The organism is Kosakonia sp. ML.JS2a, assembly GCF_025642095.1.
GTDB lineage: Bacteria > Pseudomonadota > Gammaproteobacteria > Enterobacterales > Enterobacteriaceae.
On the sequence record NZ_CP106754.1, the window covers coordinates 758,853 to 774,158 of the forward strand.

The 15,306-nt window shown below is 52.6% G+C and carries 16 protein-coding genes; 9 read left to right on the forward strand and 7 right to left on the reverse strand.

All coding sequences use genetic code 11. The features are described from left to right. Positions 1 to 62: 62 nt before the first annotated feature. Entirely contained in the window at positions 63 to 1,226 is a 1,164-nt protein-coding gene (gene yqhD, locus N7922_RS03640) for an alcohol dehydrogenase (protein WP_263099288.1), read from the reverse strand. 194 nt (positions 1,227 to 1,420) lie between these two features. Between yqhD and N7922_RS03645 the strand changes: the two genes are divergently transcribed. Continuing rightward, positions 1,421 to 2,320, forward strand: coding sequence for an AraC family transcriptional regulator (locus tag N7922_RS03645; protein WP_263099289.1), 900 nt, complete (start codon positions 1,421 to 1,423; stop codon positions 2,318 to 2,320). Positions 2,321 to 2,356: 36 nt separating this feature from the next. Here N7922_RS03645 and yghB read toward each other — a convergent pair whose 3' ends face one another. Together yghB and metC are read right to left on the reverse strand one after the other, a co-directional pair. Then, on the reverse strand, positions 2,357 to 3,016 hold the full coding sequence (gene yghB / locus N7922_RS03650; protein ID WP_061493143.1) for a DedA family general envelope maintenance protein YghB: 660 nt from the start codon (positions 3,014 to 3,016) through the stop codon (positions 2,357 to 2,359). A 117-nt stretch (positions 3,017 to 3,133) separates the two neighbouring features. Then, positions 3,134 to 4,321, reverse strand: coding sequence for a cystathionine beta-lyase (gene metC / locus N7922_RS03655; protein ID WP_263099290.1), 1,188 nt, complete (start codon positions 4,319 to 4,321; stop codon positions 3,134 to 3,136). A 251-nt stretch (positions 4,322 to 4,572) separates the two neighbouring features. Here metC and exbB point away from each other — a divergent pair, with 251 nt between their 5' ends. Next, positions 4,573 to 5,304, forward strand: coding sequence for a tol-pal system-associated acyl-CoA thioesterase (gene exbB, locus N7922_RS03660; protein ID WP_263099291.1), 732 nt, complete (start codon positions 4,573 to 4,575; stop codon positions 5,302 to 5,304). Between the two features lie 6 nt (positions 5,305 to 5,310). Then, complete coding sequence (exbD, locus tag N7922_RS03665; RefSeq protein WP_263099292.1) at positions 5,311 to 5,736, forward strand: TonB system transport protein ExbD; 426 nt, start codon at positions 5,311 to 5,313, stop codon at positions 5,734 to 5,736. 54 nt (positions 5,737 to 5,790) lie between these two features. Here the strand turns inward: exbD and N7922_RS03670 are convergent, their stop codons facing one another. The 3 genes from N7922_RS03670 to N7922_RS03680 form a co-directional block, all read right to left on the reverse strand. Further along, positions 5,791 to 6,687 carry an SDR family oxidoreductase gene (locus tag N7922_RS03670; RefSeq protein WP_263099293.1) on the reverse strand — a complete coding sequence of 299 codons (897 nt, stop codon included), beginning with the start codon at positions 6,685 to 6,687 and terminating at the stop codon, positions 5,791 to 5,793. Between the two features lie 113 nt (positions 6,688 to 6,800). Continuing rightward, entirely contained in the window at positions 6,801 to 7,232 is a 432-nt protein-coding gene (locus N7922_RS03675; protein ID WP_263099294.1) for a cytoplasmic protein, read from the reverse strand. Between the two features lies 1 nt (position 7,233). Continuing rightward, positions 7,234 to 7,638, reverse strand: a complete 405-nt coding sequence (locus N7922_RS03680; RefSeq protein ID WP_263099295.1) for a hypothetical protein — start codon at positions 7,636 to 7,638, stop codon at positions 7,234 to 7,236. Positions 7,639 to 7,741: 103 nt separating this feature from the next. Between N7922_RS03680 and N7922_RS03685 the strand changes: the two genes are divergently transcribed. Both N7922_RS03685 and N7922_RS03690 read left to right on the forward strand, forming a co-directional pair. Next, positions 7,742 to 8,245: an ESA_00282 family adhesion-associated protein gene (locus N7922_RS03685; RefSeq protein WP_061493150.1), complete on the forward strand. Its 504-nt coding sequence runs from the start codon at positions 7,742 to 7,744 to the stop codon at positions 8,243 to 8,245. 159 nt (positions 8,246 to 8,404) lie between these two features. Beyond that, the gene (locus tag N7922_RS03690; RefSeq protein WP_263099296.1) at positions 8,405 to 8,899 is read left to right on the forward strand and encodes a TIGR00645 family protein; all 495 of its coding nucleotides are present in this window, start codon (positions 8,405 to 8,407) and stop codon (positions 8,897 to 8,899) included. A gap of 33 nt (positions 8,900 to 8,932) precedes the next feature. On the opposite strand, the gene N7922_RS03695 is transcribed toward N7922_RS03690, so the two are convergent. After that, entirely contained in the window at positions 8,933 to 9,973 is a 1,041-nt protein-coding gene (locus N7922_RS03695; RefSeq protein WP_263099297.1) for an aldo/keto reductase, read from the reverse strand. 159 nt (positions 9,974 to 10,132) lie between these two features. Here N7922_RS03695 and yghX point away from each other — a divergent pair, with 159 nt between their 5' ends. The 4 genes from yghX to hybO all read left to right on the forward strand — a co-directional run bounded on the left by yghX (position 10,133) and on the right by hybO (position 15,304). Further along, a complete protein-coding gene (gene yghX / locus N7922_RS03700; RefSeq protein WP_263099298.1) occupies positions 10,133 to 11,020 on the forward strand; it encodes a YghX family hydrolase in 888 nt (295 codons plus the stop codon). Positions 11,021 to 11,940: 920 nt separating this feature from the next. Then, positions 11,941 to 13,590, forward strand: coding sequence for a methyl-accepting chemotaxis protein (locus N7922_RS03705; RefSeq protein WP_263099299.1), 1,650 nt, complete (start codon positions 11,941 to 11,943; stop codon positions 13,588 to 13,590). 66 nt (positions 13,591 to 13,656) lie between these two features. After that, the gene (locus N7922_RS03710; protein ID WP_088238404.1) at positions 13,657 to 13,944 is read left to right on the forward strand and encodes a DUF2623 family protein; all 288 of its coding nucleotides are present in this window, start codon (positions 13,657 to 13,659) and stop codon (positions 13,942 to 13,944) included. A 241-nt stretch (positions 13,945 to 14,185) separates the two neighbouring features. Further along, complete coding sequence (gene hybO / locus N7922_RS03715) at positions 14,186 to 15,304, forward strand: hydrogenase 2 small subunit (RefSeq protein WP_263099300.1); 1,119 nt, start codon at positions 14,186 to 14,188, stop codon at positions 15,302 to 15,304. Positions 15,305 to 15,306: the final 2 nt, after the last annotated feature.

Below are 15,306 nucleotides of genomic sequence, written 5' to 3' on the forward strand. Positions count from 1 at the left end.
AAGGTGGTGTGCATTAAGTGTGGTCGAAAAAACCAAAAACGAAAGCCGTTGCCAGGCGAGACTTAGCGCGCCGCTTCGTAGATGCGACGACTGACTTCCAGCGTAATATCCTGGTGTTCGCCAAGCTGCGTCATACCGTGTTCTTCGAGCTTGCTCAACAGCGCCGGAATAGAGCTACCGTCCAGGCCGTAACCGGACAGGCGCGTTGGTACGCCCATACGTTCGAAGAAGTTACGCGTCGCTTCAATGGCCGCATCGATACGCTCGTTTTCAGAGCCTTCAGTGATATTCCATACGCGCTCAGCGTATTGCAGCAGTTTGGCGTGCTTGGTGTCGCGTTTTTCATTCCACAGTGCAGGCAGAACAACCGCCAGGGTTTGCGCATGGTCAAGACCGTGCATCGCGGTCAGTTCATGGCCGAGCATATGTGTTGCCCAGTCCTGCGGTACGCCTGCGCCAATCAGACCATTCAGCGCCTGCGTCGCCGCCCACATCACGTTGGCGCGCACGTCGTAGTTTTCCGGTTCCTGCAACGCTTTCGGGCCTTCTTCAATCAGCGTCAGCAAAATACCTTCGGCGAAACGGTCCTGAATTTTACCGTCCACCGGATAGGTAACGTACTGCTCGACGGTATGGACAAAGGCATCCACCACACCATTCGCCACCTGACGCGGCGGCAGGGTGTAGGTATACACCGGATCGAGGATCGCAAATACGGGCTGCACGAACGCAGAGTGGAACGCCTGTTTGTCGCCGGTTGCTTTACGAGATACCACCGCGCCTGCGTTGGATTCAGAACCGGTGGCTGGCAGCGTCAGCACGGAACCCATCGGAATGGCGCTTTTGATGTCACTTCCCCGCGTTTGCAGGATGTGCCACGGATCGATGCCGTCTGCGTACTGCGCTGCTGCGGCGATAAATTTGGTGCCATCGAGTACGGAACCACCGCCTACCGCCAGCAAGAACGTGATGTTTTCGTCTTGCACGATTTTTACGGCCTTCATCAGGGTTTCGTACGTTGGGTTTGGCTCAATGCCGCTGAATTCACGGACATCCAGACCTTGCAGCGCGCTGTAGACCTGGTCCAGCACGCCGTTTTTCTTCACGCTGCCGCCGCCATAGGTAATCAACACGCGGGCATCCGCCGGGATTTGCTCACGCAGGTTGGCAATTGCGCCTTTACCAAACAGGATGCGGGTAGGGGTATGCAGATTAAAGTTATTCATTGCTCGTTCCCTTCTCATTGGGTGAAAAATAGTCCGGCAGTCGTCTGCCTGATGGTGATTATTGTGGGCGTGGGCGGCGTCTCTCTCAATGCACATTCCTGCGAATGTCTTGCCTGTTTCTCTTTCAGACTGGAGAAAAAACACAAAACTGAGCACACTGTATGTGTCAAAAAGCCTTGCCGGAGTAGCGGAAAATGAAGCGCGAAGAGATTTGTTTGCAGCTGACTGAAAAGATTAAGTCGCTGAAAGTTAATGAAAACAGACTGAGTGAACTGTTACCGGATATCCGTTTGCTGTACGGGACTCAGCCGGGAACCCGAACGCCGGTGATGTACCTGCCGGGGATCGTTTTTCTCTTTTCCGGTCATAAAATCGGTTATATCAATGAGCGCGTTTTTCGCTATGACACCAACGAGTATTTATTGCTGACGGTGCCGCTGCCGTTTGAGTGTGAAACCTTTGCCACGCCGGACGTGCCCTTGGCGGGGCTTCGCTTAAATGTCGATATCCTGCAATTACAGGAGCTGCTGATGGATATTGGCGAAGATGAACTCTTTCGCCCCGATATCGCCGCGAGCGGTATTAACTCGGCGGTCTTGTCGGAAGAGATCCTGTGCGCCGCCGAACGCTTGCTGGACGTGATGGAGCGCCCGCTGGATGCGCGTATTCTCGGTAAACAGATTATCCGCGAGATGCTTTACCATGTGCTGACCGGGCCGCGCGGCGGTGCACTGCTGGCGTTGGTGAGTCGCCAGACGCACTTTAGCCTGATTAGCCGGGTGCTGAAGCGCATTGAGAGCCAGTACACGGAGAATCTGAGCGTCGATCAGCTTGCCGCCGAAGCCAACATGAGCGTTTCTGCGTTTCACCACAACTTTAAGTCAGTGACCAGCACCTCGCCATTGCAGTACCTGAAGAGCTACCGTCTGCACAAAGCGCGCATGCTGATGGTGCATGACGGCATGAAAGCCAGCGCTGCGGCGATACGCGTTGGCTATGAAAGTCCGTCGCAGTTCAGCCGTGAGTTTAAACGCTATTTCGGTCTGACGCCGGGAGAGGATGTGGCGAGAATTCGCACCATGCAAGGGATATAAAAACGGCCCCTCTTCGCCGGGAAGAGGGGCGGCGGGTCAGGCGTTGCAGTATTTTTTCTTCAGTACCACCGCAACGGTGCCGACAAGCCCGGCGACCAGCAGGAAGACCGGGAGGATCATCAGAAACGTCATCACCTGATCTTCATGGCGTTTCACAAACGGGATCATGCTGATGGCGTAGCCAAAAGAGGTGACGACGCCAACCCACAGCAGGGCGCTCAGCCAGTTAAACAGCTGGAAGCGGCGGTTCGACAAACCGGAGATGCCCGCCATGGTCGGCAGCAGGGTGCGAATAAACGCCAGAAAACGCCCGGCAAGCAGCGCCAGCAGACCGTGGCGGTCGAACATGCAGGTCGCCCGTTCGTGGTATTTCACCGGTAGCTGCGCAAGCCAGCTTTTCACCACCCGCGTATTGCCCAGCCACTTGCCTTGCAGATAGCTGAGCCAGCAGCCGAGACTGGCGGCGGAGGTGAGGATAAACAGGGTTGATACAAAGTCCATGCAGCCGCGAGCGATCAGCGCTCCGGCCAGTAACAGCAGGCTGTCCCCCGGTAAAAACGAGGCAGGAAGCAGGCCGTTTTCCAGAAACAGGGTGGCGAACATCACAAAATAAACAACGCCAACAACATGTGGGTTAGCCAGCGCAGCAAAGTCGTGTTGCCAAAGCGCAGCGATAATATCTTGAATAACAGCCATGGACGTTCCTGTGGTACCGCGTAGAGGAGGCTATTGTACTCCAACTCGCCAAAAACACCTTGATCCGGGGCGCAAGAAATAGAGAATTTTCTGAAGCTTTACCCCGGTTAGCCTGGTTTACACGATGCGCTGGAATCCTGCAGCTAAATCTTCAATCAGATCGTCAACATTCTCTAAACCGATATGCACCCGAATTAAGGTGCCGGTGAAATCCACTTCGCCGTCCGGCCGGATCGCCGCTATCTGTTCCGGCTGGTTGGCGAGAATTAATGACTCATAACCGCCCCAGGAGTAGGCCATGCTGAACAGGGAAAACGGATCGAGGTACTGCGACAACTCTTCATTGGTTAAGCGTTTATTTAATACAAAGGAGAACAGGCCGCTGCTGCCGGTAAAGTCACGTTTCCAGTACTCATGTCCTTTGCTTCCTGGCAGCGCCGGATGATTCACCCGCGCCACTTGCGGGTGCGCCGCCAGCCATTCGGCAATTTTTAAACTGCTTTCATGGTGCTGACGCAGGCGCACGCCCAACGTACGCAAACCACGGCTGGTCATATACGCGGTATCCGCATCCAGCATTTGCCCCATCAGATAGGCGTTTTCACGCAGTTGCGCCCAACAGCGGGCGTTGGACACGGCGGTGCCGACCATCGCGTCGGAGTGACCAATCAGGTATTTGGTGCCTGCCTGAATCGAGATATCAATATCAAACTCCAGCGCTTTGAACAGGATGCCCGCCGCCCAGGTGTTATCAATCATAATGATGGCTTCCGGGGCCACGCTTCTCACCGCCTGAACAATCGCCGGAACGTCATGTACTTCCATGGTGATAGAGCCGGGAGATTCCAGGAACACGACTTTCGTATTGGGTTGGATCAGATGCACAATGCTGGCGCCAATCATAGGGTCAAACCAACTGGTGGTGACGCCCAGTTTGGCGAGAATTTTGGTGCTGAAATCCTGGGTCGGCTCATAGGCGGTGTTGGTCATCAGCACATGATCGCCTTGTTCCACAAACGCAAGAATGGTGTTAGCCACCGCTGCCGCGCCGCAGGGGAAAAGCGCGCACCCGGCGCCACCTTCCAGTTCGCACATCGCTTCCTGCAACGAGAAGTGCGTTAGCGTACCGCGGCGCCCATAAAACAGTTCGCCGTTCGCCCGGTTGCGGGTGGCGTGTTTTTTGGCTTCTACCGTTTCGAAAACCAGGGAAGAGGCGCGTTGGATCACGCTGTTCACTGAGCCTTGTGTGTATTTTTTGCTGCGCCCTGCATTAACCAGAGCGGTATCAAGATGCTTCGCCGTCATTTTCGCTCAACCTGTTTTTATACGTCTGGATGTCCAGACTACCATGATTGTGGGTTGATGCATCCTTGTTTGCAGTGTGGGTGTTAATTTTTTCTAATATGTGTTCAGTGGCGCGAGTTTACTGCGTGAGCGCAAAGAAAATGGCTTTCAATTCAGGCACTATGTAAATACTAATGAGAACTACTATCAATTCGACGTCATTTTGATATGATGGCGCTCAGTTTTTGTGATTTGCGTCGCGGAGAAACACAGTGGGTAATAATTTGATGCAGACGGACCTATCCGTGTGGGGTATGTATCAGCACGCTGACATTGTCGTTAAAGTGGTAATGATCGGCCTGATTCTGGCGTCCGTGGTGACATGGGCTCTGTTCTTCAGCAAAAGCGTTGAGATGATTGCGCAAAAGCGCCGCATCAAGCGCGAGCAGACCCTGCTGGCTGATGCCCGCTCCCTGGACCAGGCCAGCGAAATCGCCTCTTCCTTCCATGCGAAAAGCCTGAGCACCCTGTTAATCAACGAAGCCCAGAACGAGCTGGAGTTATCCGCAGGCAGCGAAGATAACGAAGGCATTAAAGAGCGTACCGGATTCCGCCTGGAGCGTCGCGTGGCGGCTACCGGCCGTTATATGGGCCGCGGTAATGGCTATCTCGCCACCATCGGTGCGATTTCGCCGTTTGTCGGTCTGTTCGGTACCGTTTGGGGCATCATGAACAGCTTTATCGGCATCGCTCAGACGCAAACCACTAACCTCGCCGTTGTGGCGCCGGGTATCGCCGAAGCGCTGCTGGCGACGGCTATCGGGTTGGTTGCTGCCATTCCGGCGGTGGTGATTTACAACATCTTTGCGCGCATGATCGGCAGCTACAAAGCCACTCTCGGCGATGTTGCCGCGCAGGTTCTGCTGCTGCAAAGCCGCGATCTTGACCTGGCTGCCAGCAATGCGCAGCCGGTGCGTGCGGCTCAGAAATTACGTGTAGGTTGATACGCCATGGCAATGCGTCTTAATGAAAACCTGGACGATAACGGCGAAATGCACGAAATCAACGTAACGCCGTTTATCGACGTGATGTTGGTGCTGCTGATTATCTTTATGGTAGCCGCGCCGCTTGCCACGGTGGATGTGAAAGTGAATCTGCCGGCATCCTCCAGCCAGCCGCAACCGCGCCCGGAAAAACCGGTCTACCTCTCTGTAAAAGCGGATAACACCATGTTTATCGGTAACGATCAGGTGACGGATGACACAATGGTCAACGCGCTGAATGCGATGACTGAAGGTAAAAAGGACACCACCATCTTCTTCCGTGCTGACAAAACTGTCGACTACGAGACAATGATGAAAGTGATGGATACGCTGCACCAGGCAGGTTATCTGAAAATCGGTTTGGTGGGCGAAGAGGTCGCGAAAGCGAAGTAATCCGCCGCGACGAAAGGTAAAAAGCTGGCCATCGCCAGCTTTTTTTACGCCTGCTTATCCGAGATGTTCACCGCCTGTTACGCCATGCACTTCGGCCGTGACGTAGCTTGACTCCTGGCTTGCCAGATAAACATAGATGGGGGCCAGCTCAGCCGGTTGTCCGGCGCGTTTCAATGGCGTTTGCTGACCGAATTGTGGCAGTTTCTCCTGTGGCTGACCGCCAGAAATCTGCAATGCTGTCCAGATTGGCCCCGGTGCCACGATATTGACGCGGATCCCTTTTTCCGCCACCTGTTTTGCCAGCCCGCGGCTGTAATTGAGAATGGCCGCTTTGGTGGAGGCATAGTCCAACAGGTGCGTGCTTGGCTGGTACGCCTGGATCGACGAGGTGGTGATGATGCTACCGCCGCGTGGCAGCAGCGGGATGGCTTCCTGGGTTATCCAGAACAGCGCAAAAACGTTCACCGTGTAGGTCTGAGTAAATTGCGCGGTGGTCAGATTAGCAATCTCTTCAATTGCGGTTTGTCTGCCAGCGACCAGCGCCAGAATATCCAGACCGCCAAGCTGTTCTTTGGCTTTGTGCGGCAATGCGCGGGCAAATGACTCATCGCTCAGATCGCCTGGGATCAGCACCGCTTTGCGCCCGGCGGCTTCGATCTGCGCTTTTACCTGCTGCGCATCTTCTTCTTCCGCGGGCAGGTAGTTGATCGCCACATCCGCCCCTTCACGCGCGTAGGCGATGGCGGCTGCGCGACCGATACCGGAATCTCCGCCGGTGACCAGCGCTTTGCGATCTTTTAGCCGTCCGCTACCCACGTAGCTGTTTTCGCCACAGTCGGGCACAGGATCCATTTTTGCCTGCACCCCGGGATAGGGTTGTTTCTGCTGCGGGTAATCGCCAGCATAGTACTGTTTGGTAGGATCCTGAATTTTTGTCTGGTTCGTTGCCATTAAGTACCCTCCATATCGGTTGTTGAGTACTTAAGAGTAGTTGTCTACGCTGCTATTGCAGCCAGATTCAGGATTTTCTTGATAGTGATGATGTGAGCAACCGACGAGGCCGGTTATTTTGCGTCTGGCTTGTTCGTGGTGGTTTCTTCATCCAGCGCGACGGTGGTGACGTTTGACGTGCGGTATTCACCGTCAATCAATTTACGGTTCAGGCGCAGCGTTGCGGCTTCCCGCCCCAGAATGTACTGGTAGTTGGTTTCCAGACGACCCATGATCTTTTCCAGCAACTCAGGCTTCTGCTCAATAATTGCATTGATCACCGCGCCATAAATTTCTTCTTTAACCTGTAATGGATAGATTTCCCGACGATTCTGCCATTTCAGGCGCACCAGCGCGGCGGGAATGGATACCAGCTCACGGGCAATACGCTCAATAGTGCTGTTTTTATCGAATACTAATGCCTCTATATTTTGCTTTAAGATAAACTCATCACTTTTCTTGTCATCTAAAGCTAAATATACATTATTGTTATCGATTTCTTTCACGCTACTCCTCCCCAATTTTATAAAACATTGGTCCATCTTTTTCGCGAGTAATCAGGTTAAGCCAAATCTTATCGCCCGATTCATTAATTTCCTGTGTTTTATCCGCAATTATTTTGCTTAATGTCTGGGCATCAATCTCGCCTTCAGCTTGTAAGTCATTAAGCAGACGGGCGAATGTCTCGATTTTTACTACGCGGAACAAACGATCTTTTATATGACGATCGCGTTCCTCAAGTAACATATTTCTTGATTGCCCATTGTGGCTTACGTTCGCTAATATTTGCTCAGCGTGTTCGGAGAGGGTTCTTTTTCCCTGAGTTAAATTAGGCTCTTTTCCTTCTTCTCCTGGCCTGGTTTCAGCGGCAGAAATGTGAAATCGTGCCGGGACAAGATTCTCGGGAAGCATTTCTAATATCCTTTAATATCAACAGGGAAGGGGCAAGACAGACGTGAGGTTCGTTGACAATATCATGGCGCACTTTTAAAATCAAAAAAAATGGAGCCTGCTCATGAACAGTATTTTTTATTCTGTTATTACATTATTGCTGCTCACTGGCGGCGTACTTTTATTAATGCGCGAGTACAATAAAGCCCCGCGCAGCGAAATTGAGAACCTTCCTCCCAGACCTCAACCGTTGTCAAAAGAGGAAGGTGAGGATCATTTTTCTGTGTTAATGAATGCCATTACTCCTGTGTGGTACTGGCGGGTTAACCATGAATATATTGATTTTCTTCATGCGACCATAAAACGCATGAACATGGCGGAATTAAATAACACCCCTGGTTTATTTGAGGCGCAGCGTCGTTGTAGCGATCTCAATTCTGCTGTGTATAAGTATTATGACAATATAAAGAAGCGTTGCCTCAATGGCGAGAAGGTGCCACACGCCGATCTGGATGTGCTCAACCTGCGCCAGTGTTTTCACGAGTTCAGCACTGAAGCCTACCCGGCGCTGGTTGTTTTAGTGTGGCCGGAAAACCAGCGTCCGTGGGTCAATCCCGAAGACGTATAGCGATATTGTCCATACCTTTAGCAGGCCGAAAGGCTGGCCTGCCATCAACCTCGTTATTTTGTACGTCTCATTGTGTTCAGGTGATGTTGGCAGAGTGTTGCCAAATGTTTGCCAGACTGGGATATACTGGCCGCTGGTTTAGCTATCTGACAGGACACTATGGAACGATTTCTGGAAAACGCAATGTACGCTTCGCGCTGGTTGCTCGCCCCGGTTTACTTTGGCCTCTCCCTTGCTCTGCTTGCACTGACGGTAAAATTCTTCCAGGAGATTTTTCACATCCTGCCCAACCTATTCAGCCTGGCGGAGGCCGATCTCATTCTGACGCTGCTGTCGCTGGTGGATATGACGCTGGTCGGCGGCTTGCTGGTGATGGTGATGTTTTCCGGCTATGAAAACTTTGTCTCGCAGCTCGACATTGCAGAGCACAAAGAGAAACTGAACTGGCTCGGCAAAATGGACTCCACATCCCTGAAGAACAAAGTGGCCGCCTCTATCGTCGCCATCTCGTCCATTCATCTGTTGCGGGTGTTTATGGATGCGAAGAATGTTCCGGACAACAAACTGATGTGGTACGTGATAATCCACCTGACATTTGTGCTCTCGGCATTTTTGATGGGCTACCTGGACAGGTTAACCCGCGACAAGCATTGATCAAGGCAGGCCGGTTTCCCGGCCTGTATTCGATTATTTATCCGACGACGCCTGCCACAAATTCAACTCACCATCGGCGATGTGCTTGTCGATTTGCGCCAGCTCGTCTGCGCTGAATGTCAGATTATTTAACGCCTGAACATTTTCCGCGATCTGCTCCGGGCGGCTTGCGCCAATCAGGACGGAGGTGACGCGCGCATCTTTTAGCAACCAGCTCAGCGCCATTTGCGCCATCGACTGCCCGCGTTGCTGCGCCATCTCATTCAGCAGCCGCAGGCTGTTGAGATTGCTTTCCGTCAGCATCTTTTGCGTCAGACCGCGCACTTTATTGCCTTCACGCTGCATGCGCGAACCTTCCGGAATACCGCTCAGGTATTTACCCGTCAATAATCCCTGCGCCAGCGGCGTAAACGCGATGCAGCCGACACCATTATCTTCCAGCGCATCCAGAAGGCCGGTTTTATCTACCCAGCGATTGAGCAGGTTATAGGAGGGTTGGTGGATCAACAGCGGGATTTTCCACTCGCGCAGCAGTGCCGCCATTTGCCGGGTACGTTCGGTGGAATAGGAGGAGATGCCGATGTACAGCGCCTTACCGCTCTGCACCGCATGGGCCAGCGCAGCGGCGGTCTCTTCCATCGGCGTTTTTTCATCTACCCGGTGCGAATAGAAGATATCCACATACTCCAGCCCCATACGCTTCAGGCTCTGATCAAGGCTGGCGAGCAGATATTTGCGCGAGCCGCCGGAGCCGTAAGGCCCTGGCCACATATCGTATCCCGCTTTGGTGGAAATAATCAGCTCGTCGCGGTAGCTGGCGAAATCTTCGCGCAGCAGACGACCGAAGTTTTCTTCCGCACTGCCTGCTGGCGGTCCGTAGTTATTGGCTAAATCAAAATGGGTGATCCCGAGATCAAACGCGTTACGCAGCAGGGCGCGCTGCGACTCCAGCGCGTGACCGTGGCCAAAACTGTGCCACAAACCGAGTGAAAGGGCGGGTAACTGCAAACCGCTTTTGCCGCAGTAGCGATAGTGCATCTGCGCATAGCGATCCGGGTTGGCAAAACCAGGCATGATGTCTCCTTTATTGTACAGGCTAATTCGAAACAACGTTTCCATCTTATCGCTGTATTTCTGTACATCAAAGGCCAGGCTGATAACTGAACATTTTTTGTGCAGAAAACGGACCGCTATGCTTTGCTTAGAAGGGAAAAAAACGAACGGAGATATGTGATGACGCGTTTGACAGCGAAAGACTTTCCTCAGGAATTACTCGACTACTACGACTATTACGCGCACGGCAAAATCAACAAGCGCGAATTTTTACAGCTGGCCGGTAAGTATGCGGTGGGAGGGATGACGGCGCTGGCGCTGTTTAACCTGCTTAAGCCGAATTACGCGCTGGCGGAGCAGGTGGTGTTCACCGATCCGGACATTCATCCGGAATATATCACCTACCCGTCGCCAAACGGGCATGGTGAAGTGAGGGGCTATCTGGTCAGGCCGACAAAAGCCACCGGGAAAATACCGGCGGTGGTGGTGGTGCATGAAAACCGTGGCCTCAACCCTTATATTGAAGACGTAGCGCGTCGGGTGGCAAAAGCAGGGTACCTTGCGCTGGCGCCGGACGGTCTAAGTTCCGTGGGCGGTTATCCCGGCAATGATGATGAAGGGCGCGAGCTGCAACAAAAGGTCGACCCGACAAAGCTGATGAACGATTTCTTTGCCGCCGTTGAATTTATGCGCCAACACCCGGATGCCAGCGGTAAAGTGGGGATCACCGGTTTTTGCTATGGCGGCGGCGTTTCGAACGCAGCGGCGGTGGCTTACCCGGAACTGAATTGCGCTGTGCCGTTCTACGGTCGTCAACCGCCAGCGGCGGATGTGGCAAAAATCAAGGCACCGTTGCTGCTGCATTACGCTGAACTGGATAAAAACATTAACGAAGGCTGGCCCGCCTATGAGCAGGCGCTGAAGGCACACCACAACGTCTATGAGGCGTACATTTATGCGGGGGTGAACCACGGTTTTCACAACGACTCTACGCCGCGTTATGACCGTGCTGCCGCGGAACTGGCGTGGCAGCGTACCCTCGGTTGGTTCGAAAAGTACCTGCACTAGCGATGAATCTCCGGCAGGGAGGCCGGTATTGTCGATCTTTATGCTGTACGAGGCGAATGAATCGATCAAATAACAGACGATTCACTATTTTAAAATCCCGTCCCACAATCTCAATCCCCGTTTTAATTTACTTTAGGCACACAACGTTGTCTGGCAAAACATCCGCTAAAAACGGTTGAAAAATAACCTGATAATAAATACTGATGCGCGATTCATAATATTTGTGAATGTATGAAAAAATAAGCAACCTGACGCATATACGCTCATGTTGGGATGATGGAAGAATGAAGCTCTGAGTTTGAGATCTCTTGCTCAGGCCGCACGGTATCTGACTTTTGTCGTTTCGGCTTGTTCCAGATAGCGCATACAGATGCCTGTCTCCAACCCAGGTGCGTGTATGTTTTAATAATTCTTAACTTACATTTAAAGTACACTTAACACTCTGTTTGGATATTTTTCTAAAGCGTTTGTTTATATATTTTAATATTTCGCATGCTGTTTTTGGGATTGTTTTAGGGAAAAGTGGTGCGGTCTCTTTTTATCAAAAAATTGATATAGGCTAATCCTTATATGCACATGCATTTTGGGTATTTGGTTAAGGGTTGTTAATAATTATCATTTTCTTGTTGATACTATTTTCATTTTTTTATAAAAAACATAAATAAAAAAATCCTTATAAATTGGTGTGTTATGTGTTGATTTGTTGCGTTTTAATCTTTTTTATGGTGTGGGAAAATATGGCGTAAAGTTAGCAGAATAACGTTCTGTGAGGAGACTGGCTCTACCAGTTGAGGTGATAAGTGGCGCTCCTGGATACACAAAAAATTTTAAGCGAACCATACAACTTTTCTAAAACTTGCCGATAAGAAGTTAAGTTTCGCCCGCAGGCGAGAATCTACCTTCACCGCAAGGATAATATTATGGGTATGCTTCGTAACTTTACTATACGAGCCGTGATGCTGGTGATCCTCGGGATCTTCGGTCTGCTGTGGTCTGGCGTCGGGTTGTATAGCGTTTTTTCGTTGTCAAAAGTGGCCGATGGCAATGATGTTGATCGCCAGTTAGTGTCACAGATGACTCTGCTCAGCCAGGGTAACGATCAGTATTTTCGGTTTGTTACTCGTCTCAGTCGCGTTATGGAAGCTAAAGCTGCGGGTGGCTCACCGGATATGGCGCCGGTTCAACAGGCGCTGGATAACATGGGCCGCCGACTGGCGGACTTTAAAGCGATTTCTCCGGGTCCGATGGATCCGAAAGTCTCCGAACAAGTGATTTCTGGTTGGCAGGCGCTGCTGGACCAGGGGATCACCCCGCAGATGCAACTGGCGCAGCAAGGCACGCCGGAGGCTTACCGTAAACAGGCCAACGACGTGACCCCGGTGCTGAGCCGTAACTTTGGCACCGCAACAGAAAGCTTCAATAAAGCCGCCAGCGAGATGTTGGATCAGACCCGGGTAATGGTTGACGGGCAAACCAGTAGCACGCGCAACGCATTAATTGCGGCGATGGTATGCGGTCTGCTGATCCTGCTGTTCACCGACCGTTATCTGGTCACCATGATGGTGAAACCGCTGGCGCGTATCCGCTCGCACTTCGGTCTGATGGCGCAAGGCGATCTCAGCCAGCCGCTGGAAGACTTTGGTCGTAACTGCGTTGGTCAACTGGTGCCGCTGCTGTTAGCGATGCAGGATAGCCTGCGTGAAGCGGTAAGCAGCATCCGCCACGGCAGTGAGAATATCTGGCGCGGCGCGACAGAAATTTCATCCGGTAATAACGATCTCTCTTCCCGTACTGAAGAGCAGGCAGCGGCGCTTGAAGAGACCGCCGCCAGTATGGAAGAGCTGACCTCAACGGTGAAACTGAATGCTGAGAACGCCAGCCATGCAAGCGAGCTGGCGCAGGCAGCCTCGGTGACCGCAAGCAAAGGCGGTTCACTGGTAAAAGAAGTGATCACCACGATGGATGGGATCTCCGGCAGTTCGAAGAAAATTGCTGAAATCACCAACGTCATTAACAGCATTGCGTTCCAGACCAACATTCTGGCGCTGAACGCCGCCGTTGAAGCCGCGCGTGCAGGTGAACAAGGTCGCGGTTTCGCCGTGGTCGCCGGGGAAGTCCGTAACCTTGCCAGCCGCAGTGCGGGCGCGGCAAAAGAGATTGAAACGTTGATTGCCGACTCGGTTAACCGCGTGGAAAAAGGCGCGCAACTGGTTAACGATACCGGCACCACAATGGAAGGTATTTTGCGCGCGGTCACCGAAGTGACCACCATTATGAAAGAGATAGCCTCCGCCTCTTCTGAACAGAGCAAAGGCATTTCTCAGGTGGGGCTGGCGATTACGCAAATGGATAACGTCACCCAGCAGAACGCCGCGCTGGTTGAGGAAGTTTCCGCTGCCGCCGCTGCGCTGGAACGCCAGACCGAAGAGTTGCAGCGTTCCGTTCAGCAGTTCCGTCTCTCCAGCGAGGAGCAGCATAAAGCGGCTGCACCGAAGCTGGTCAAACCCGATTTATCACGCGGGGCAGCCAAAAAAGAGGCCGCTTCGTCTGATGAGTGGGTGGCGTTTTAATCAGCGCTATCGCCCCCGTCAAAGATCGTTATATAATTTTTTATATAGCGATTGGGGGTGATAACGATGGACAACCATTTTGGTAAGGGTTTGATGGCCGGGCTGAATGCGTCGCAGGCGGATAGCGCCAGTAATGTGGCGCATTTCTGCCCGGATTATAAGCGTGGTTTTGTACTCGGGTTTTCGCATCGCATGTTTGAAAAAACCGGCGATCGTCAACTCAGCGCGTGGGAAGCTGGCATTCTTACGCGCCGCTACGGGCTGGATAAGGACATGGTGATGGACTTCTTTCGCGAGAGCCACTCCAGCACTGTGATCCGATTTTTTATGGCGGGTTACCGCCTCGAAACCTAAAAATAAGCTTTGCTCAATGTAGTTCTCTTTAGTGAAGGTCACTTTTGTCGAGGGTGGCTTTCATTTTTTTTTGTCGTTTTGTGCCCATAAGCCCCTATTTCTTTTGTGCCTACTGTGCACTCCGTCAACTTTTTGCATAATACCCTTGTTTTTTATGTGATTAATTGTCGGGGCGATCGCAGCATTCTGTTCCCAAAGGGGAGGAGAATAATCTTAGTCCGGGCTGAGGGATAACAAGTAAATGGCAGGAGAGAATCTACATTTTGTATCACAGGGTGTGAGCCGTCGTGATTTTATGAAGCTGTGCGCTGCGTTGGCGGCCACCATGGGATTAAGCGGCAAGGCTGCTGCAGAGATGGCGGAAGCCGTCAGTCATCCCCAACGTCCACCGGTTATCTGGATTGGCGCACAGGAGTGCACCGGATGTACCGAATCGCTGCTTCGCTCTACCCACCCCACCGTTGAAAACCTGGTACTGGAAACCATTTCGCTGGAATACCACGAAGTGCTTTCTGCTGCCTTTGGTCATCAGGCTGAGGAGAACAAACACCGCGCGCTCGAGCAGTACAAAGGGCAGTATGTGCTGGTGGTTGACGGCTCAATCCCGATGAAAGACGGCGGGATTTACTGCATGGTGGCTGGCGAGCCCATTGTGGAACATATTCGTAAAGCGGCGGAAAACGCGGCGGCGATCATTGCCATTGGCTCCTGCTCTGCCTGGGGCGGCGTGGCGGCGGCGGGCGTCAATCCTACCGGTGCGGTAAGCTTGCAGTCGGTGTTGCCGGGTAAAACAGTGATCAACATTCCTGGCTGTCCGCCGAACCCGCAAAACTTTCTCGCGACAGTGGCGCACATCATCACCTTTGGCAAACCACCTGCGCTGGATGCCAAAAACCGTCCTGCTTTTGCCTACGGTCGGCTGATCCACGAGCATTGCGAACGCCGTCCGCACTTTGATGCCGGACGCTTTGCGAAAGCGTTTGGCGATCAGGGCCACCGTGAAGGCTGGTGCCTCTATCACTTAGGCTGTAAAGGGCCGGAAACCTACGGTAACTGCTCCACGCTGCAATTTTGCGATGTGGGCGGCGTCTGGCCAGTGGCGATTGGTCACCCCTGCTACGGTTGTAATGAAGAAGGCATTGGCTTCCATAAAGGCATCCATCAACTGGCGCACGTTGAGAATCCCACACCGCGGGCAGAGAAACCCGATGTCAACCTGAAAGAGGGGGGCGCGGTTTCGGCAACAGCGGTTGGTTTGCTGGGCGGCGTAGTGGGTCTGGTGGCGGGCGTAGGCGTTATGACGGTGCGCGAGCTGGGGCGTCAGCAAAAGAAAAACGACGCTGACTCACAGGGAGACTAACC